Origin of the sequence: uncultured Paracoccus sp., from assembly GCF_947487305.1 — a bacterium.
Lineage (GTDB): Bacteria > Pseudomonadota > Alphaproteobacteria > Rhodobacterales > Rhodobacteraceae > Paracoccus.
The window spans coordinates 14182-33228 of sequence record NZ_CANKWH010000021.1; the positions used below are offsets into that span (position 1 = coordinate 14182).

The 19047-nt window shown below is 63.5% G+C and carries 18 protein-coding genes; 11 read left to right on the forward strand and 7 right to left on the reverse strand.

What is annotated here, in order from left to right:
- Positions 1-87 precede the first annotated feature (87 nt).
- The 4 genes from folK to Q1A36_RS18265 all read left to right on the forward strand — a co-directional run bounded on the left by folK (position 88) and on the right by Q1A36_RS18265 (position 3949).
- Entirely contained in the window at positions 88-642 is a 555-nt protein-coding gene (gene folK / locus Q1A36_RS18250; RefSeq protein WP_299847090.1) for a 2-amino-4-hydroxy-6-hydroxymethyldihydropteridine diphosphokinase, read from the forward strand.
- A gap of 72 nt (positions 643-714) precedes the next feature.
- Positions 715-1071 carry a DNA-directed RNA polymerase subunit omega gene (rpoZ, locus tag Q1A36_RS18255; protein WP_101752159.1) on the forward strand — a complete coding sequence of 119 codons (357 nt, stop codon included), beginning with the start codon at positions 715-717 and terminating at the stop codon, positions 1069-1071.
- A 28-nt stretch (positions 1072-1099) separates the two neighbouring features.
- On the forward strand, positions 1100-3214 hold the full coding sequence (locus Q1A36_RS18260; protein WP_299847093.1) for a bifunctional (p)ppGpp synthetase/guanosine-3',5'-bis(diphosphate) 3'-pyrophosphohydrolase: 2115 nt from the start codon (positions 1100-1102) through the stop codon (positions 3212-3214).
- Positions 3215-3307: 93 nt separating this feature from the next.
- Positions 3308-3949, forward strand: coding sequence for a DUF2062 domain-containing protein (locus Q1A36_RS18265; RefSeq protein ID WP_299847095.1), 642 nt, complete (start codon positions 3308-3310; stop codon positions 3947-3949).
- Positions 3950-3952: 3 nt separating this feature from the next.
- Here Q1A36_RS18265 and Q1A36_RS18270 read toward each other — a convergent pair whose 3' ends face one another.
- The 6 genes from Q1A36_RS18270 to Q1A36_RS18295 are packed head-to-tail and all read right to left on the reverse strand — an operon-like array spanning position 3953 to position 10503.
- Positions 3953-4855, reverse strand: coding sequence for a glyoxylate/hydroxypyruvate reductase A (locus tag Q1A36_RS18270; RefSeq protein ID WP_299847097.1), 903 nt, complete (start codon positions 4853-4855; stop codon positions 3953-3955).
- A 4-nt stretch (positions 4856-4859) separates the two neighbouring features.
- Positions 4860-5999, reverse strand: coding sequence for a rod shape-determining protein RodA (rodA, locus tag Q1A36_RS18275; RefSeq protein WP_299847100.1), 1140 nt, complete (start codon positions 5997-5999; stop codon positions 4860-4862).
- Between the two features lie 10 nt (positions 6000-6009).
- On the reverse strand, positions 6010-7959 hold the full coding sequence (gene mrdA / locus Q1A36_RS18280) for a penicillin-binding protein 2 (RefSeq protein WP_299847102.1): 1950 nt from the start codon (positions 7957-7959) through the stop codon (positions 6010-6012).
- An 18-nt stretch (positions 7960-7977) separates the two neighbouring features.
- Complete coding sequence (locus tag Q1A36_RS18285) at positions 7978-8514, reverse strand: rod shape-determining protein MreD (protein ID WP_299847104.1); 537 nt, start codon at positions 8512-8514, stop codon at positions 7978-7980.
- A complete protein-coding gene (mreC, locus tag Q1A36_RS18290; RefSeq protein ID WP_299847106.1) occupies positions 8507-9445 on the reverse strand; it encodes a rod shape-determining protein MreC in 939 nt (312 codons plus the stop codon). Before mreC ends, Q1A36_RS18285 begins: the two co-directional genes overlap by 8 nt.
- Positions 9446-9468: 23 nt before the next feature.
- Entirely contained in the window at positions 9469-10503 is a 1035-nt protein-coding gene (locus Q1A36_RS18295) for a rod shape-determining protein (protein ID WP_299847108.1), read from the reverse strand.
- A 269-nt stretch (positions 10504-10772) separates the two neighbouring features.
- Between Q1A36_RS18295 and Q1A36_RS18300 the strand changes: the two genes are divergently transcribed.
- Positions 10773-11630, forward strand: a complete 858-nt coding sequence (locus Q1A36_RS18300; protein ID WP_299847110.1) for a glycosyltransferase — start codon at positions 10773-10775, stop codon at positions 11628-11630.
- Positions 11631-11646: 16 nt separating this feature from the next.
- Here the strand turns inward: Q1A36_RS18300 and Q1A36_RS18305 are convergent, their stop codons facing one another.
- Positions 11647-13209 carry a 2-isopropylmalate synthase gene (locus tag Q1A36_RS18305; protein WP_299847112.1) on the reverse strand — a complete coding sequence of 521 codons (1563 nt, stop codon included), beginning with the start codon at positions 13207-13209 and terminating at the stop codon, positions 11647-11649.
- 359 nt (positions 13210-13568) lie between these two features.
- Between Q1A36_RS18305 and Q1A36_RS18310 the strand changes: the two genes are divergently transcribed.
- From Q1A36_RS18310 to Q1A36_RS18335, 6 genes are all read left to right on the forward strand, one after another.
- A complete protein-coding gene (locus tag Q1A36_RS18310; RefSeq protein ID WP_299847114.1) occupies positions 13569-14003 on the forward strand; it encodes a universal stress protein in 435 nt (144 codons plus the stop codon).
- Positions 14004-14023: 20 nt separating this feature from the next.
- Positions 14024-15607 (forward strand): alanine/glycine:cation symporter family protein, encoded by a 1584-nt coding sequence (locus Q1A36_RS18315; RefSeq protein WP_299847116.1) that lies wholly within the window; start codon positions 14024-14026, stop codon positions 15605-15607.
- 181 nt (positions 15608-15788) lie between these two features.
- Entirely contained in the window at positions 15789-16640 is an 852-nt protein-coding gene (locus Q1A36_RS18320; RefSeq protein ID WP_299847118.1) for a ParA family protein, read from the forward strand.
- Positions 16637-17167: a hypothetical protein gene (locus Q1A36_RS18325; protein ID WP_299847120.1), complete on the forward strand. Its 531-nt coding sequence runs from the start codon at positions 16637-16639 to the stop codon at positions 17165-17167. The genes Q1A36_RS18320 and Q1A36_RS18325 overlap by 4 nt, the downstream gene beginning before the upstream one ends.
- A gap of 220 nt (positions 17168-17387) precedes the next feature.
- Entirely contained in the window at positions 17388-18680 is a 1293-nt protein-coding gene (gene fucP, locus Q1A36_RS18330) for an L-fucose:H+ symporter permease (protein ID WP_299847122.1), read from the forward strand.
- A 110-nt stretch (positions 18681-18790) separates the two neighbouring features.
- A complete protein-coding gene (locus Q1A36_RS18335) occupies positions 18791-18913 on the forward strand; it encodes a hypothetical protein (RefSeq protein WP_299847124.1) in 123 nt (40 codons plus the stop codon).
- Positions 18914-19047 lie beyond the last annotated feature (134 nt).

Below are 19047 nucleotides of genomic sequence, written 5' to 3' on the forward strand. Positions count from 1 at the left end.
AAATGAAGCCATTGAATAGACATCCGGGTCAGGCGTGAGGGCACCCTCGGCGGATGGGCAGTCAGACCGGGGCGGAGGAGAAGACGGATGACACAGGTGATCGACTACAGTGTTGCTCTTGGCGGCAACTTGCCCTCTGCCCTTGGCGGCCCTGCAGAAACGCTGCGGGCAGCAGCATCAATCTTGCACTCTTATCAGGATATTACAATCACCGCCTTGAGCCGGTTTCACAGGACTTCGGCCTTTCCGCCGGGATCAGGACCGGACTTCGTGAATGCCGCCCTGACGCTGCAATCTGCGCTTGTGCCCGAGGTCCTGCTGGCGCGGCTGCACGAGGTCGAGGCCGAACTGGGCCGGCGGCGCGAGGGCGGCGGGCGCTGGCAGGCAAGGCCGGTCGATCTGGACCTGATCGCGGCAGGGGATCGGGTGTTGCCCGACGAAGGCGTGCAACAGGACTGGCGCAGGCTTGCACCGGAGGATCAGGCCCGCCGCGCGCCCGAACAGCTGATCCTGCCCCATCCCCGGATGCAGGACCGCGATTTCGTGCTGGTGCCGCTGGCCGAGATCGCCCCGGGCTGGCGCCACCCGCTGATCGGGCGGACGGTGGCGGAAATGCTGGGCGATCTGCGCAACAAAACTTGACATTCCGCCGATCCGCCATCACTTATCCGGTTTCGCACTGGATATCCGATTCGCAAGCCAAAGGGGTAAGATATGGCCCGCGTGACCGTCGAAGACTGCGTCGACAAGGTTCCCAACCGTTTTGACCTGGTGATGCTGGCGTCCCATCGTGCGCGCGAGATCGCTGCCGGCAGCGCCCCCACCATCGACCGCGACAATGACAAGAACCCGGTCGTCGCGCTGCGCGAGATCGCGGACGAGACCCAGCCCGTCGATGATCTGCGCGAGCGGATGATCGAGTCGACCCAGACCCAGATCGAGGTCGACGAGCCCGAGGAAGACGCGATGGCGCTGCTTCTGGGTGCCGAGATCGACCGGCCGAAGCCCGTTGACGACGAAAGCGAAGAGCGCATGTTGCGCATGATGCTGGAAGCCAACGAGCGCGGCTGACAGGGAATAGCGGGGTCTTCGGCATCAGATGATCGACGTCGAAGACCTTATCGCGCTTGTCCGCAACTATAACCCCCGCAGCAACTCCACGCTGATCCGCGACGCCTATGAATATGGCATGCGGATGCATGAGGGGCAGTTCCGCCATTCCGGCGAACCCTATTTCACCCATCCCGTTGCCGTCGCCGCCATCCTGACCGAGATGCGGCTGGACGATGCGACCATCGTGACGGCGCTGCTGCATGACACGATCGAGGATACCCGCGCCTCCTACAGCGAAGTCAGCCAGCTTTTCGGCAAGGAAGTCGCCGATCTGGTCGATGGCGTCACCAAGCTGACCAATCTGCAGCTGTCGGGCGCGCAGTCGAAGCAGGCCGAGAACTTCCGCAAGCTGTTCATGGCCATGTCGCGCGATCTTCGGGTGATCCTGGTCAAGTTGGCCGACCGTCTGCACAACATGCGCACGATCAAGTCGATGCGCCCCGACAAGCAGGTGCAGAAGGCGCGCGAAACCATGGACATCTTCGCCCCGCTGGCCGGGCGCATGGGGATGCAATGGATGCGCGAGGAGCTGGAGGACCTGGCCTTCAAGGTGATCAATCCCGAGGCCCGCAACTCGATCATCCGCCGCTTCGTCAGCCTGCAGAAGGAATCGGGCGATGTGATCAGCCGGATCACCGCCGATATCCGCGCCGTGCTGGAAAAGGAGGGGATCGAGGCCGATGTCTTTGGCCGCGCCAAGCGCCCTTTCAGCGTCTGGCGCAAGATGCAGGAAAAGCAGCTCGCCTTCTCGCGGCTGTCGGATATCTACGGCTTCCGCATCATCACCCGCAGCGAGATGGACTGCTATCGCGCGCTGGGGGTGATCCACCATCGCTGGCGGGCGGTGCCGGGGCGGTTCAAGGATTATATCAGCCAGCCGAAATCGAACGGCTATCGCTCGATCCACACCACGGTTTCGGGGCGCGACGGCAAGCGGGTCGAGGTGCAGATCCGCACGCGGCAGATGCACGAGGTGGCCGAGGCCGGGGTGGCGGCGCATTGGGCCTATCGGGACGGGGTGCGCACCAAGAACCCCTTCGCCGTCGATCCGGGGCAATGGATCGAGGCGCTGACCGACCGCTTCGGCGAAGAGGATCACGACGAATTCCTCGAGCATGTGAAGCTCGAGATGTATCAGGATCAGGTCTTCTGCTTCTCGCCCAAGGGCGACGTGATCCAGCTGCCGCGCGGGGCCACGCCGATCGATTTTGCCTATGCAATTCATACCCGTCTTGGGAATAGTTGCGTCGGCGCCAAGGTCGATGGCATCCGCGTGCCGCTGTGGACGCGGCTGAAGAACGGGCAATCGGTCGACATCATCTCGGCCTCGGGTCAGCGGCCGCAGGCGACGTGGCTCGACATCGTTGTCACCGGTCGGGCCAAGGCCGCAATCCGCAAGTCGCTGAGGGACGAGGACCGCGACCGCTTCGTGCGGCTGGGGCGTGAACTGGCGCGCGTGGCCTTCGAACATGTCGGGCGGCGCGTCACCGACAAGGCGCTGCGCACCGCCGCCAAGCAGATGGGCCTGACCTCGGCCGAGGAATTGCTCGCGCGGATCGGCAGCGCCGAGGTTTCTGCCCATGAGGTGCTGGCGGCGCTTTACCCGGAGCTTGCCGACAAGCAGGACAGCATCGACGCCACCCGCCCCATCGCCGGGCTGGATGCGGATGCGTCCTTCACCCGCGCGCCCTGCTGCAACCCGCTGCCAGGCGAGCGCATCGTCGGCATCACCTATCGCGGCAAGGGCGTGGTCATCCACGCGATCGACTGCCCGGTTCTGGCCGAGTTCGAGGACAGCCCGCAGCGTTGGGTCGACCTGCAATGGCACGAGGGGCGCCATCCGGCGGCCTATTCGACCTTCCTGTCGCTGACCATCCGCCATGACGCCGGGGTTCTCGGACGGATCTGCACCTTGATCGGCACCCAGGGGGCAAATATCTCGGACCTGGAATTCATCGACCGGAAACCGGATTTTTACAGATTGAGGGTAGAGGTCGAGTTGCGCGACCGCGAGCATCTGCACAACCTGCTGACCGCGCTCGAGGCGGAAAGCGACGTGGCGCAGGTTCACCGAATGCGTGACCCCGCGTTGAAACCCTAGACCTGCGGCCTGCGTTGGCCCGGCAGCAGTCAAAGAGAATAAGACGTGTTCAAACGCAGAGATCCTCGCAGTTACGGGCAGCTTGCCAGTGACATGATCTATCCGCGCGGCGGCTGGCGTCGGGCGGGGACCTATGTCTGGCACCGGCTGCGCCGCCTGCCCGACCAGCCCCATCGCATCGCGCGGGGCGTGGCGGCGGGGATCGGGGTGTCGTTCACGCCGCTCTTCGGCTTCCATTTCGTCTCGGCCGGCGCGGTCGGCTGGCTTATCGGCGGCAATGTGCTGGCGGCTCTGCTGGCGACATTCGCCATCAACCCGGTGACGGTACCCTTCGTCGCCGTCCTCGCCCTGACCACCGGCCGCTTCCTTCTGGGTCAGCATGGCGACCTGGGGCCGCAGATGATCTTTGGCGAGTTCGCCCGCGCCAGCGAGGAGTTGTGGAACAACGTCCTCGCCCCCTTCGGCCCGCGCGTTGCCCATTGGGACAATCTGGCGAATTTCTTTGACCAGATCTTCTGGCCCTACATGATCGGCGGCGTGATCTGGGGCACGATCTTCGGCGCCCTTTGCCACTACCTGACCGTGCCGATCATCCGCGCCTATCACAAGCGCCGCGCCAAGAAGATGGAAGAGCGGATTGCCCGGCTGAAGACCATTCAGGCGGCGCAGGCCGAAGCGCGACCGGGGGCGCCTGTCCCACCGGCGGCAGGGCTGGATGGCTCGCGCGAGGGTTAAGGCTCAATAGCCTTTCTGGCGATCGACCAGATGCAGGATCGGCTGATCCGCCATCGCCCGGCGCAGGTTTTCCGCAACCAGCGTGGCGGCGGTGCCGGGGCGGGTCTCGGCGGCGATATGCGGGGTCACGGTGACTTTTTCGTGCGACCAGAAGGGGTGGTCGAGCGGCAGCGGCTCGGTCCGGAACACGTCGAGCACGGCATGGCCGAGCTGGCCAGCATCCAGCGCCGCGATCAGGGCCGTGTCATCGATCAGCGTGCCGCGCCCCGGGTTGATGATCCATGCGCCCTTCGGCAGCTTGGCGAGGGTGTCGACATTCAGCAGGTCACGGGTGCCCGGCGTATCGGGCAATAGCGTGATCAGGATCTCGGCCCGCGCCAGCGCCTGCCTCAGATCGGTCAGGACCGGGATGCCCTCGCGGCCGCGGCCCGAGGGGCTGTAACCCGCGACGCGAAAGCCGATCCCCTTCAGCATCTGTGCCACCGCCCCGCCGAGAACCCCCATGCCAAGGACAGTGATCCGCCGGTCGCGCGCCAGCGGCGGGACGACGCCATTGCGCCAGCTGCCGTCCTGCAGATAGCGATCCATGCCAAGATGGGCACGCATCGCCCAGCCCGTGCAATATTCCGCCATGCTTTCCGTCAGCCCCGGATCAACCATGCGGGCGAGCGGTTGGGTCAGTGTTGGATTCCTGACGATCCGCTCGACCCCGGCCCAGAGGCTCTGCACCAGCCGGGCATTTGCGTAGGGCGACAGATCCTCGATCTCGCCGCCGGGGGCATAGATGATGGCGTCAAAGCTGGCGGGATCGCCGCCGCGCTGCAGATCGGCCTCGGGACAGGCATTGCCGATGGCATCCGACCAGTCGGACCACAGCTTTTCCGGGGCGGCGAACAGGACTTTCATGAACTTACCTTGGCCGATGGACATGCGCAGACTGCACCATGCCGAAGCCGAGGAGCAAGATGATCATCGCCGTGCCGCCATAGCTGACCAGCGGCAGGGGCGAACCCTTGGCCGGCAGCATCCCCATCACGGTGGCCATGTTGATGGCGAAATAGAGGAAGAAGGTGCCGGCGATGCCGATGGTCAACAGGCTGGCGAAGCGGTCGCGGTTGGTCAGGGCCGAATGCAGGCAGAAGCCGAGGATCAGCACGTAAAGCGCCAGCAGCGACATGGCCCCGATGAAGCCGAACTCCTCGGCCAGCACGGTGAAGATGAAGTCGGTATGCTTTTCGGGCAGGAAGTTCAGCCGCGACTGCGTGCCCTGCATGAAGCCCCGGCCCGACCAGCCGCCCGAGCCGAGGGCGATCTGGCTTTGCATGATGTTGTAGCCCGCCCCGAGCGGGTCCGAGGTCGGGTCAAGGAAGGTATCGATGCGGCGGAACTGGTAGTCGTGCAGCAATTGCCAGTCGGTGCCTCGGCTCTTCATCACCGTCGTGACCAGCCCCACGACCATGGCGATGACCGCGCCAAAATACCACAGCGACACCCCGGCGGCGAACATCACGATCCCGCCCCCGGCGATCAGCATGACCGAGGTGCCGAGGTCGGGCTGCGCCAGCACCAGCCCTACCGGCAGCATGATCAGCACCACCGGCAAGAGCACCCAGAGCGGGCGCGAAACCCGGCTGATATCCAGCCAGTCGTAATAGGCGGCCAGCACCAGCACCATGGCGATCTTCATCAGCTCCGAGGGCTGAATCCGGATCGGGCCAAGATCGATCCAGCGCTGCGCCCCCATGCCGATGGCGCCGAAAAGATCGACCGCAATCAGCAGCAGCAGGCAGCCGATATAGGCCGCGACCGAAATGCCGCGCCAGAACCAGATCGGCACGAAGGCCAGGGCCATCATCACCACCATGCCGACGGCGAACCGCTCCATCTGCGGGCGGGCCCATCGGTCGATATCGCCGCCGGCGACCGAATAGAGCATCAGGAAACCGACCGAGGAGACGGCGGTCAGCAGGAAGACCAGCGGCCAGTTCAGATACAGGATCTTGCGGATGCCGGTCGGGGTCTGAGTGACCTTGTAGTCGAGATAGGACATGGCGCGTCTCTCAGGCCCGGCTGCTGCCCGAGGCGGGCTGGTCGTCGGGGGCAATCAGGGTCATCAGCTTGTGGCGCTCTTCCATCCCCGCGCGCTCGCCATCGGGCACGGCCGAGAGCGGCGGCAGGCCACCGGCCAGGGCGAACAGCATGATGTCACGGGCGACGGGCGCGGCCACGGCCGAGCCGCCGCCGCCATGTTCCACCACCAGCGACACCGCGTAGCGCGGGTTGTCATAGGGCGCATAGCAGACGAACAGCGCGTGGTCGCGGCGGTTCCAGGGCAATTGCTCGTTCTTGGTGACGCCACGGGCGCGCTCGGCGGTGGTGATGTTGCGCACCTGGCTGGTGCCGGTCTTGCCGGCCATGCGCCATTCCGGAGCGATGATGCGCGAACGCTGCGCAGTGCCGCGATTGGAATTCATCACCGCATCCATACCCTTGCGCGCAAGGTCCAGATGCGCCGGGTTCAGCCCCAGATCCTCGGCCTCGGCCATTGGCTGCGGGACGCCGTCGATGGCGCGGATCAGCCGGGGCTGGACGTTCTTGCCGGTTGCGACGCGCGCGGTCATCACCGCGAGTTGCAGAGGCGAGGCCAGCACATAGCCTTGCCCGATCGAGGCGTTGAGGCTGTCGCCGATCCGCCATTCCTGGTCATAGCGGGCCTTCTTCCATTCGCGGTCCGGGGCGATGCCCTCGGTGACGGCGGACATGGGCAGGTCATGGCGCACGCCGATGCCCAGCTTGCGGGCCATGGCGGCGATGCGGTCGATGCCGACGCGCTGCGCCAGCTCGTAATAGAACACGTCGCAGCTTTGTTCGAGGCTGGCGACAATGCCGACATGGCCATGCCCACTGTTTCGCCAGCAGTGGAATTTCCGCGTCCCGAGCTCGAGATAGCCGGGGCAGTAATAACCCGCGCCGCCATTGATCACGCCGGAATCGAGACCGGCCAGCAGCGTGACCATCTTGAAGGTCGAGCCGGGGGGATAGGCACCCTGCACCGTCTTGTCGGCGAGCGGACGGTGGTCATGCTCCATCAGTGCCCGGTAGTCGGGGCCGGAGATGCCGCGAACGAAGAGGTTCGGATCGAAAACCGGCGAGGAGGAGATCGCCAGAATATCGCCGGTCTGCACATCCATGACCACGGCCGCCGCGCTTTCCTGCCCCAGCCGCTGCGCCGCATAGTTCTGCAGCCGCGCATCGATGGTCAGCTGCACCGTTGCGCCCTGCTGGCCCTCCTGCCGACTGAGTTCGCGCATCTCGCGCCCGGCGCTGTTCACCTCGACCCGGCGCGCGCCGGCATGGCCGCGCAGCACCTCTTCCAGCTTCGCCTCGATACCGACCTTGCCCAGCTGGAACTCGGGCAGCATCAGCACCGGATCGGGATCCTCGATCTTCGACAGGTCGTAATCCGAAACCGGGCCGACATAGCCCATGGCATGGGCCAGATCACCACCGCGCGGATAGACCCGCGACAGCCCGGCCTCCAACGTCACGCCGGGCAGCGAGGGGGCATTGACGGCGATCGAGGAGAACTGCTCCCAGTTCAGCCGGTCGGCCACGGCGATGGGGGTGATGGCGCTGCGCTTGCGGAACTCGGCCAGAAGCTCGTCCATCCGCTCGGGCGTGATCGGGATCAGCCGGGTTAGCCGGTCCAGCACGGTGCGGACATCGCCGCCGGCATCCTCGCGGGTCAGCGTGACGCGGTAGTTCTGTTCATTGCCGGCGACGACGATGCCGTTGCGGTCATGGATCAGCCCGCGCGCCGGCGGGATCAGCCTGAGCTTGATCGAGTTGCCGTCGGACAGCATCCGGTATTCATCGGCATGGTCGAGCTGCATCGAGCGCATCTTCAGCCCCAGCGCCGAGACCACGCCCAGCTGGATGCCACCCAGCATCAGTCCGCGCCGGCCGATCAGGCGGGTGCTTTCCAAGATTTCGGCGGGCGATTTGCGCATTCTGCGGGGTCCTGCTTCCTAGCGATAACGTATCAGATCGGCTTCCGCCGGGCTGACCCGGCGCAGTCCGAACAGCCCTTGCGCCGCGACCACCACCAGCGGATAGGCGGCCAGCGTGGCGATGAATTGCAGGATCACCTGTCCAAGCGCAGGCACCGGCAAGAGGAACATGACCTGCACGATACGGTAGCCCAACAACATCGCCCCAAGCAGCAGCCCGACGCGCAGCCATTCAACCATGAAAGGCTGGTCGCGCCAACGGACCTCGCGCAGACGTGCGGCCTCGGTGGCGATCAGCACGATGGCGGCGCCAAGGCCGATGGGGCGCATGAGCAGAATGTCCTCGATCAGAAAGACCAGCGCGATCACCAGCGCCGGCAGGCGCTCGGGCCGCCTGAGCACCCAGGCAAAGGTCAGGCACAGCGCCAGATCAGGACCGGGCCAGCCCGCCAGCCCGGCATTCAGCGGCAGAAGCCGCAGGAACAACAGCGCCAGACAGCAGAGCAGATAGAGCGCGGCCCCGCCCAACACCTCGCGCAGCGGCGCCTCACCCATCGGCGCCGGCCCCGATGCTGCCGACCGTGGCATCCTCGGCAGCGGGGTTCGCGGGCATCATCGGTCCGATGAAACCGCCATCACCCGGCGGGATCAGCGCCCCGGCATCGTCCAGTAGCTCGGCCGGGTGCGAGCGCAGGACCCGCAGAAATTCCAGCCGGTCATAATCGGCTGCCATGCGCAGGCGCAGACGCCCGTCGCTGGCCTGCACCACCTGCCCCGCCAGCAGACCCGAGGGAAAGACCCCGCCATCGCCCGAAGTCACCACTCGATCGCCGGGCCGCACATTCTCGATCCCCTCGAGGAAATCCAGTACGGGCAGCGGCGTGTTGTCGCCGGTCAAGAGCGCCCGCCGGCCCGAGGGCTGGATCGTCACCGGCACCCTCGACGAGGGATCGGTCAAGAGCACCACCCGGCTCGTCTGGCGTCCAACGCCCGAGATGCGGCCGACCAGCCCCAGCCCGTCCATCGTCGCCCAGCCATCGACGATGCCGTCGCGCTGGCCCACGTTGAGCAGCACCGATTGCCGGAAGGCCGTGCCGCTGTCGGTCAGCACCATGCCCGAGACCGAGGTCAGCGCCGGGTCGATGCGGACATTGTTCTGCGCCAGAAGCTTGGCGTTTTCCTGTTCCAGCTGGACGGCAGCTTCCTTCCACGCGGACATCTTCTGAAGCTCGCGGCGAAGCTCCTGATTCTGCTCGTAAAGGCGCGCATAGCTTTGAAAGCCCGACACCATCTCGGAGAGCTGCGTCACCGGCACCAGCGCCCATTCGAAGCCGGGCACGAAGCGGTCGATCATCTGCGTGCGCATCCGCTCGGCCCGTGGGCTGTCGATGCGCCAGAAGAGGAACAGCGCAATCAGTACCAGCGCCAGCAGCGCGATCAGCACGCGCCGGACCGGTGTGGCGAAATCATATCCCTTGCGCGCCATTCAGCGCCTCCGCACGGGCTGGATCAGCTGTCGTAATCTATCACGTGGCGCAGCTGTTTCTCGAATTCCAGCGCCTTGCCGGTGCCAAGCGCCACGCAGCTCATCGGCTGGTCGGCAAGGCTGATCGACAGGCCGGTCTGTTCGCGCAGCGCCAGGTCCAGCTCGCCCAGCATGGCGCCGCCACCGGTCAGGATCACGCCGCGATCGACGATATCGGCGGCCAGATCCGGGGGGGTGGCCTCCAGCGCAACCATCACGGCCTCGCAGATCGCCTGCACCGGCTCGGTCAGCGCCTCGGCGACCATCGCCTGGCTGATCTCGATTTCCTTGGGGATGCCGTTCAACAGGTCGCGGCCGCGCACCATCAGCGTCGCGCCACGGCCATCGTCGGGCATCCGGGCGGTGCCGATCGAGGTCTTGATGCGCTCGGCGGTCGAGTCACCGATCAGCAGGTTCTGGTTGCGGCGCAAGTGGTTGATGATCGCCTCGTCCATGCGGTCGCCGCCGATGCGGACCGAGCGGGCATAGACCACATCACCCAGCGACAACACGGCAACCTCGGTGGTGCCACCGCCGATATCCACGACCATCGAGCCCGTCGGCTCGGTGATCGGCATCCCGGCACCGATCGCTGCGGCGATTGGTTCGGCGATCAGCCCGGCCTTGCGGGCACCGGCGCTGAGGACCGACTGGCGGATGGCGCGTTTCTCGACCGGGGTGGCGCCGTGCGGCACGCAGACGATGATCTTGGGCTTCGAGAAGGTCGTGCGCTTGAACACCTTCTTGATGAAATGCTTGATCATTTCCTCGGCGCTGTCGAAATCGGCGATGACGCCCTCGCGCATCGGGCGGATGGCCTCGATGCTGCCCGGGGTCCGGCCCAGCATCAGCTTGGCATCCTCACCCACCGCCAGAACCTGCTTCTTGCCGTCCTTGACGTGATAGGCGACGACCGAGGGCTCGTTCAGGATGATGCCCTTGCCCTTGACATAGATCAGCGTGTTCGCCGTCCCCAGATCAATCGCGATGTCGGTCGAAAACAACCCGCCGAATGCCATGCCCGTATTCCTTTCGTGCCGGTTGACCCGGCCTCTGCCCCGTCTGAATCGCCATCAGGCCGGGGGAATCGGCCCCGGCACAAGACTGGCCTCATATAAAAGCACGGGACCCAAGGCGAAAGCCCTCATTCCCGACCGGAAGAACCCGACGTAGGATCACGGCGGCAACCGGCGATCACATTGGCTTGTTGCAATCGGCGCCGTGCTTGGTGAAGCTGGCGACCGATTTGGCATCGGCGGCTAGGACAGTGGCAGCAAACCCGGTTTTCGTGATCTTCATCCGCTTTTCCTTCATCGGTCACAGCGACTGGATGCGCTGGCGCAAGAAGGGCCATGGCGGCACCGATCCCGAAACGGTGGCGGCGGCGCTTTACACCGAAGAACGGATGGCGCGGCGTTTCTGGTCCTTCGAACACATCACCCTGCCCTCGCTCATGAACCAGACCGACAAGGAGTTCCTGACCGTCCTGCTGACCTCGCCCGAGATGCCCCGGCACCATCAGGAGCGGCTGGCGTCGCTGATCGCGCCGCTGGCCGGCGCCACGCTGTTGGTCTCGGACGCGCCTTCGGTCGAGGAGGCCCTGCTCGAGCCGCTGGACGCCTTCAACGACACGACCGATCACCTCGTGCAGTTGCGGCTGGATGATGATGACGGGATCTCGGTGAATTTCATCGCACGGCTGCGCGAGAATGCCCGCAAGATGGCCGGCTTCAAGACCTATGCCATCTCGCAATGCCGGGGTCTGACGCTGCACAACTGGGATGGCGCGCCGCGCGCACTCAGGATGACGCATCTGCCCTTTGTCGGCATCGGCACGGCGGCGCGGATGCCGCGCGGCTTGTCGATCTTTCATTTCAGCCATGTCGGCCTGTCGCGCAACCTGCCCTCGCTGCAGGACCCGCGCGAGGTGAATTTCTTCCACCAGCGCTGGACCGGCAGCGACACCGACAAGGGACCGGGCATCGACCGCAAGGCCGAACGCGAGGCGGGCGAACAGGAGCTGCGCCGGGCGTTGCGCAATGAATTCCCCTATCTCGCGCCGCTGGAGCTGCTGGGGCCGGGAACACGCGGGGGCGCCGATCGGCCTCGCAATGGCGAGAACCGAAGGGCGCCCCCGGCTGCCTGACCCGCCGGTTGGCGGATCAGTGCGAATACATGCTGATCTGCTTGGAATCGCCGTCCTTGCCCAGCTGCTCGCGCCGGACGATCAGGTGGTTCAGCGCGCCGACATAGGCCTTGACCGAGGCGAGGATCGTGTCGGTATCCGCCGCCTGGCCGTTGACGATGCGGCCGTCCTCTTCCATGCGGACGGAGACGGTGGCCTGCGCATCGGTGCCCTCGGTCACGGCATGAACCTGGTAGAGTTGCAGCCGCGCCTGATGCGGGAAGATCTGCTTCACCGCGTTGAAGCAGGCATCGACCGGGCCGTCGCCACTGGCGTGGACGGTCTTTTCCTCGCCATCGACCAGCATGGTCAGATCGGCTGACTGCCCATCGCTGCCGCAGACCACGCGCAGATGCTTGACCTGCAGATGATCCTCGGCCGTGTTGGCGGCGCTGTCCTGCATCAGCGCGACCAGATCCTCGTCGAAGACCTCTTTCTTGCGGTCGGCCAGCGACTTGAAGCGGACGAAGATGTCCTTCAGCTGGTTGTCGCCGACCTCATAGCCCAGTTCGCTCAGCTTGGCGCGCAGCGCGGCGCGGCCGGAATGCTTGCCCATGGCGATATTGGCCTCGTTCAGACCGATATCGGCGGGCTTCATGATCTCGAAGGTCTCGACGTTCTTCAGCACGCCGTCCTGGTGGATACCGGATTCGTGCAGGAAGGCGTTCTTGCCGACGATGGCCTTGTTCGGCTGAACCACGAAGCCCGAAACCTGCGACACGCGCCGCGACAGGCCCATGATCTTCGTCGTGTCGATGCGGGTCGCATAGGGCATGATGTCATTCCTGACCCGCATCGCCATGACGACCTCTTCCAACGCGGTATTGCCGGCACGCTCGCCCAACCCGTTGATGGTGCATTCGATTTGCCGGGCACCGCCTGCCACGGCGGCCAGACTATTGGCGGTCGCCATGCCCAGATCGTTGTGGCAATGGGTCGAGAAGATCACGCTGTCCGCGCCCGGCACCCGGTTCAGCAACATGCGGATCAGGTCAGCCGATTCCAGCGGCGCGGTATAGCCGACGGTATCGGGGATGTTGATGGTGGTGGCGCCGCATTTGATGGCGATTTCCACGACCCGGCACAGATAGTCATGTTCGGTCCGCGTGGCGTCCATCGGCGACCATTGCACATCCGCGCAGAGATTGCGGGCATGGGTCACGGTCTGCTCGATGCGTTCGGCCATCTGGTCCATGTCCAGGTTGGGGATCGCCCGGTGCAGCGGCGAGGTGCCGATGAAGGTGTGGATGCGCGGTTGGCGGGCGTGTTTCACCGCCTCCCAGCAGCGGTCGATATCGGGGATCTGCGCGCGGGCCAGCCCGCAGATCACGCTGTTCTGCGAGCGTTTGGCGATCTCGCTGACGGCGGCGAAATCGCCCTCCGAGGCGATGGGAAACCCGGCTTCGATGATGTCCACGCCCATCTCGTCCAGCATCGAGGCGATCTCGAGCTTCTCGGAATGGGACATGGTGGCACCGGGCGACTGCTCGCCGTCGCGCAGGGTGGTGTCGAAGATACGGACGTAATCGGGATCGGTCATGGGTCGTGCTTCCTTCAGGCTGTCAGGGGTCGCCGGGCGCTGCGCTTGTCTGAGCGGCGGCCCGGCAGGACCCGCTCAGCGCAGCGTAAGAAGCAGCAGACCGCGGAGGTGCACGGCCAAAGGCGCGCTGTTTTGCGCGTGTTGGGCCGAGGCGATGTGTCGCGTCCGAGTCATGGGCAAGACTATGCCGCCAAGCTGCGGGGATGAAAAGAGTAAAAAATCTGTTAGTTTGGGTCAGATAGTTGCGCATATCGGCCCGGTTTTGTTCACGTTCACAGACGCGTGATTTTTGTCTTGGCGCATGGGGAAAGGACCTGCATACGCCGCCGATCAACATGCAATTCAAGGGAGGAAACTGCATGGCTGAGAAGATTGTCGTCGGCTACGACGGCAGCGAAAGTTCGCATCGCGCGCTGACTTTCGCGGCTGATCGAGCCCGCGCCATCGGCGCAACACTGGTGATCGCCCACGTGCTGGAATGGTCGCCCTATTCGTTCCTGACCCCCACCGAGCTGGAAGAGCGGCACAAGCGCCGCTCGGACGAGCTGGCCCGGGCCGAGAGCGCCCTGATCGCCCCGGTGGTCAAGGATCTGGCCGGCAGCGGCCTCTCGATCGAGACCGAGCTGAAATACGGCCATATCGCCGAAACCCTGTGCAAGATCGCCAGCGAGCATCAGGCCTCGCAGGTGGTGATCGGCCGGACCGGTCATTCCAACATGGCCTCGCGCCTGTTCGGATCGGTCGCCGGATCGCTGGCGCAGATCGCGCCCGCCCCCGTGACCATCGTGCCATGAGCAGAGCGAAAGGACAGAGAATGACCACTCATTTCATCCGACAGACCGGCTTTGCCGGCGCCGCGCTGCTGGCGTCCGCCCTTGCCGCTGCCCCCGCCTTCGCCCAGGAAGCCGCTGCCGAGACTGCGGCCATGACCCTGGACGAGCGCGTCAACCACGTCTTCGCCAATTCGACCGGCTGGTTCGTGAACCTGATCTTCTCGAACTTCCCGGGCACGACCTTCCCCTGGATCGTCGGCTGGCTGGTCGTCGCCGCAACCATCTTTACCGTCTATTTCGGCTTCATCCAGTTCCGGGCCTTCGGCCATGCCATCGCGCTGGTGAAGGGTGACTATTCCGACCCCAACGACGCCGGAGAGGTCAGCCATTTCCAGGCGCTGGCAACGGCGCTGTCCGGGACGGTCGGCCTTGGCAATATCGCCGGGGTCGCCGTGGCCGTGGGCGTCGGCGGACCGGGCGCGACCTTCTGGATGATCCTCGCGGGTCTTCTGGGCATGGCGTCCAAGTTCACCGAATGCACGCTCGGCGTGAAATATCGCAACGAATATGCGGACGGCACCGTCTCGGGCGGTCCGATGTATTACATGACCAAGGGCTTTGCCGAACGCGGCCTGCCCGGCGGCAAGATCCTTGCCGTGCTGTTTGCGATCTTCTGTATCCTCGGCTCGCTTGGCGGCGGCAACATGTTCCAGTCGAACCAGGCCCATGCCCAGCTGGTCAATGTCTTTGGCGAGTTCCCGGGCTGGATCACCGGACTCGTCTTTGCCGGCGTGGTCTTTGCGGTCATCGTCGGCGGCATCAAGTCGATCGCCAATGTGACCGAGAAGATCGTGCCCTTCATGGGCGTGCTTTATGTCGGCACGGCGCTGATCATCATCTTCATGAACTACGACATGATCGGCACCGCCTTCCGGCAGATCTGGATGGGCGCCTTCACCTGGGACGGCGCTGTCGGCGGGGCCATCGGCGCGCTGATTCAGGGCTTCCGCCGCGCCGCCTTCTCGAACGAGGCCGGCGTCGGTTCGGCCGCCATCGCCCATTCGGCGGTGCGCACCAAGGAGCCGATCACCGAGGGGTTCGTCTCCCTTCTGGAACCCTTCATCGACACGGTGGTCATCTGCACCATGACGGCGGTGGTCATCATCATCACCGGCCAGCTGGTCACTGATCCCGCCACGGGCCTCTTCGTGCTGAACGAAGCCGGCACCGCGATCAAGACCGTGGATGGCAGCGGCGGCGTCGGCCTGACCTCGGCGGCCTTCAGCAGTGCCTTTGACTGGTTCCGCTATGTCCTGGCCATCGCGGTGATCCTCTTCGCCTTCTCGACCATGATCTCGTGGAGCTATTACGGGCTGAAAGCCTGGACCTTCCTCTTCGGCGAGGGCCGCACCAAGGAACTGGCCTACAAGATCATGTTCTGCACCTTCGTGGTCATCGGCGCCGCCGCCAACCTCGGCCCCGTCATCGACTTCTCGGACGCGGCGATCTTTGCCATGGCGGTGGTGAACATCATCGCGCTTTATCTGCTGATGCCGATCGTGAAGCGCGAGATGCACAGCTATCTCTCGCGGCTGAAGTCGGGCGAGATCAAGAAGTTCCAGTGAGGGTTTGATCCGGCTTGAGGGCCGGGATGGACTGGAGCAAAGGACCCGGCTGCTGAGAGGTGGCCGGTTTTTTGGTTGGGGTGGGCGACGATGACCTCAGGCGAGGCTTTTGCGGCGATTGCGCCAATGAACGCTTTGTGTGATGGTTCAGTGACACGTGCCGCTAGGCGAGGAGCATTCAGTGTCGGTAACCGTATCCCTGATCAACATGAAAGGTGGCGTGGGGAAAACCACCTTGGCTTTCAACCTAGCTTGGTATGCCGCTTGGAAAGCCAATCTTCGCGTACTCGCAGTCGATCTAGATCCGCAGTCCAACCTCAGCCAATACTTTATGGGCGCACAGAAATACCTAGAGTATCTCGCAGCTGGGAAATCGACGGTCGTTGAAGTTTTCGAGCAATTTTCTTCAGCCAAGTCCGGAAGAGGTTCGCCCGCCCCACTGAATCCGAGCGATGTTATTCATGAGCTCCACAATTGGGACGACAACAGCTTGCTACATCTTGTTCCAGCCCGGCTGGAACTTGCCTGGACGCTTAAGAATCCAACAGAGAAATCCCAACTACTTCCACAATTTCTATCGAAAGTATCAAGCAACTACGATCTTATTTTAATAGATTGCGCGCCCACCGAGTCAATTTTGACTACCGCAGCATATCGCTCAAGTCGATACGTAGCCGTTCCGGTGAAACCAGAATTCCTCGCAACAATCGGACTTCCGCTGTTGGCTCGCTCACTGGCAGAGTTCAAAATGATGCATCAAGATCAAGACCTAGATATGGCTGGCATTGTATTCAACGGGTTGCGGCGAACCAATACTCCTCCAGAACAAGAGCAGTCCATTGCTGATGTATCATCCCTCGCAGCCAAAAATGGTTGGCCGGTGTTTTCGGAAGTTGCGCATCATTCCGACTCCTATCCCGCAGGATCGCGCCAAAGCGACCCCATCTTCATGACCAACTACGCCAGGGATTATGTGAAAGGCGAGTTCAACAAGGTGGCCAAGAAGTTTTTGGAGGCAGTTGGAGCGAGATGAAGAAGAATGCAAATGCTCTAGCTCTACACATTGCACAAATACTTGAGGAACATAGCGCCAAGGAGATCAACGAAGCCGTCTCCATACTAAGAGGATGTGGAACAACTTCTGAACTCCTGACCTATCTGGCTACGGCAGCAATGCCTGCTCCCTCTGCCGACCGCAGAAAGGGCTCAGAAGCAAGCAGTAGGTCAAAGCCCCTTGATCAGGTGACCTCAAAGGCCGTGCGCGACTTGGAGAAAGTCGACCCAAATAAATACTTAATCTTACTTGAGTTTGATACCTTACTTCGTCAAGGACGTGTTCTAGAAACAAATGACGCAGTGAGGCGTTTTGGCGAACGGGTGAGTAAGGATTTTAAGTCTCGAACCTCTAGAAAAGACAATATTGGCAATCTGATGTCCGCGCTTGCGAGACTTGAAGAGGACGAGTTGAACCAAGTACTAAATCAGGCGATAGAAAGCGCGTCTGAACGGAAATCTGATGGATACCAACGGCTGGCGCAGTTTCTAATGCGTACCAAGTAGAAATAATCGACGTTCTCACTTCCAATTTTGTCCCACAAGTCGTAGCAAGAGAAGGCAATGTTCGCGTAGCGCACTGCATCCGCAGGTCCTTGCTCAATGAACGCCCTCACAAGCTGCCGACCTGCCCCCCCCCAAAAAACTTGCAGAAAAAGCAAGCACCGCTCCCCGATCCGTGCCAAGGTTGACCCACAGTGGCCTTTTTCAACCGTGGATCGATGCCATGAGCACAGAACGCAAATTCGTCTATGACGACATGCGCTTTCCCTTCATCCTGATCGTGACCTGCTTTGCGGCCTGGGGGATCGCCGCGAACATGACCGACCCCCTGGTCAAGGTGTTTTCCAAGATCTTCTCGATGAGCACGCTTCAGGCGTCCTTCGTGCAGTTTGCCTATTACGGCGCCTATTTCTGCCTTGCCCTGCCGGCCGCCTTCATCAATCGCCGCTACAGCTACAAGACCGGGGTGCTGGTCGGGCTGGGCATGGCCATTGCCGGGGCCTTCCTGTTCTATCCGGCGGCGCAGGCGATGACCTTTGGCTTCTTCCTGCTGGCGCTGTTCACGCTGGCCGGCGGGCTGTCGATCCTCGAGACCTCGGCCAATCCCTTCGTCATCGCCATGGGACCCGAGGGCAATGCCACGCGGCGGCTGAACTTTGCCCAGGCCTTCAACCCGGTCGGCACCAATATCGGGGTGTTCCTCGCCGCGACGCTGATCCTGCCGCGGCTGAACCCCGCCACGCCCGAGGAACGCGCCGCGATGGCGCCCGAGGCGCTGCACGCGATCCAGACCGACGAGCTGCAGGCGGTGATGACGCCCTATGTCGGCTTTGCCTTCGTGCTGGTGGCGATCTGGATCGCCATCGTCCTGACCCGGATGCCGACCGAGCGCGAGGCCCGCGCCGAAGGCCCGCGCGAGGTGCATTTCACCGCCACGCTGGGGCGGCTGCTGGGGAACCGGCATTACAGCTTCGGCGTCATCGCCCAGTTCTTCAACGTAGCGGCGCAGACCTGCGTCTGGACCTTCACCATCCAGTACGTGATCGAGGCCATTGGCGGCGACGAGGCGCAGGCGGGCTGGTATCTGCAGGCCAGCCTGATCGTCTTCCTGATCTCGCGCTTCGTCATGGTCTGGCTGATGGGCTTTGTCCGGCCCGCCGGGCTTCTGACGATGATGGCGCTTGGCGGGACGGCACTGTGCCTCTATGCCGCGTTCAATCCCGGCATGTCGGGTATCTGGGCCATCGTGATGATCTCGGCCTGCCTGTCGCTGATGTTCCCGACCATCTATGGTATCGCGCTGCATGGTCTGGGCGAGGATACCAAGTTCGGCGCGGCTGGCCTCGTCATGGCGATCCTCGGCGGCGCGCTGATACCGCTGGTTCATGGCGCGGTGATGGATGCCTATGGGGCGGCCTTCTCCTATATCGTGCCAGGGCTGTGTTTCCTGGTCGTCGCAGGCTTCGGGCTGTTCGATCTGCGCTCGGCAAATCGCGAGCATGTGAGCCGCACGTGATGTCCCTTGCACCCGGCGCAAGGCGGGTTCCCACCGCCGGCGCTTGATTTTCTGCGCCGCAGCATCGACCTTGGTCCTGTCAGAAACCACAGCACAGGAAGGAGAAACCGATGCTTGGCTTTGTTGCACTCTACAGCGGTCGCTTCTCGGACATGCTGCGCAGCCGCAAGACCCGCCGCAGCTGGTGGATGGGTCAATTGCCGCATGAAATCGCGGCGCTGAACGCGCGCTGAGCCGCGCCAGCGAGGACAATCGGTCCTGAGGACGAGGCCGGGCATCTGCCCGGCCTTTTTCTTTGCGGCTTGGGTTTCCGAGGATACTTGCCATCTCTCCCAAGATATAGGTATACAGACCTACCTACTCCGAG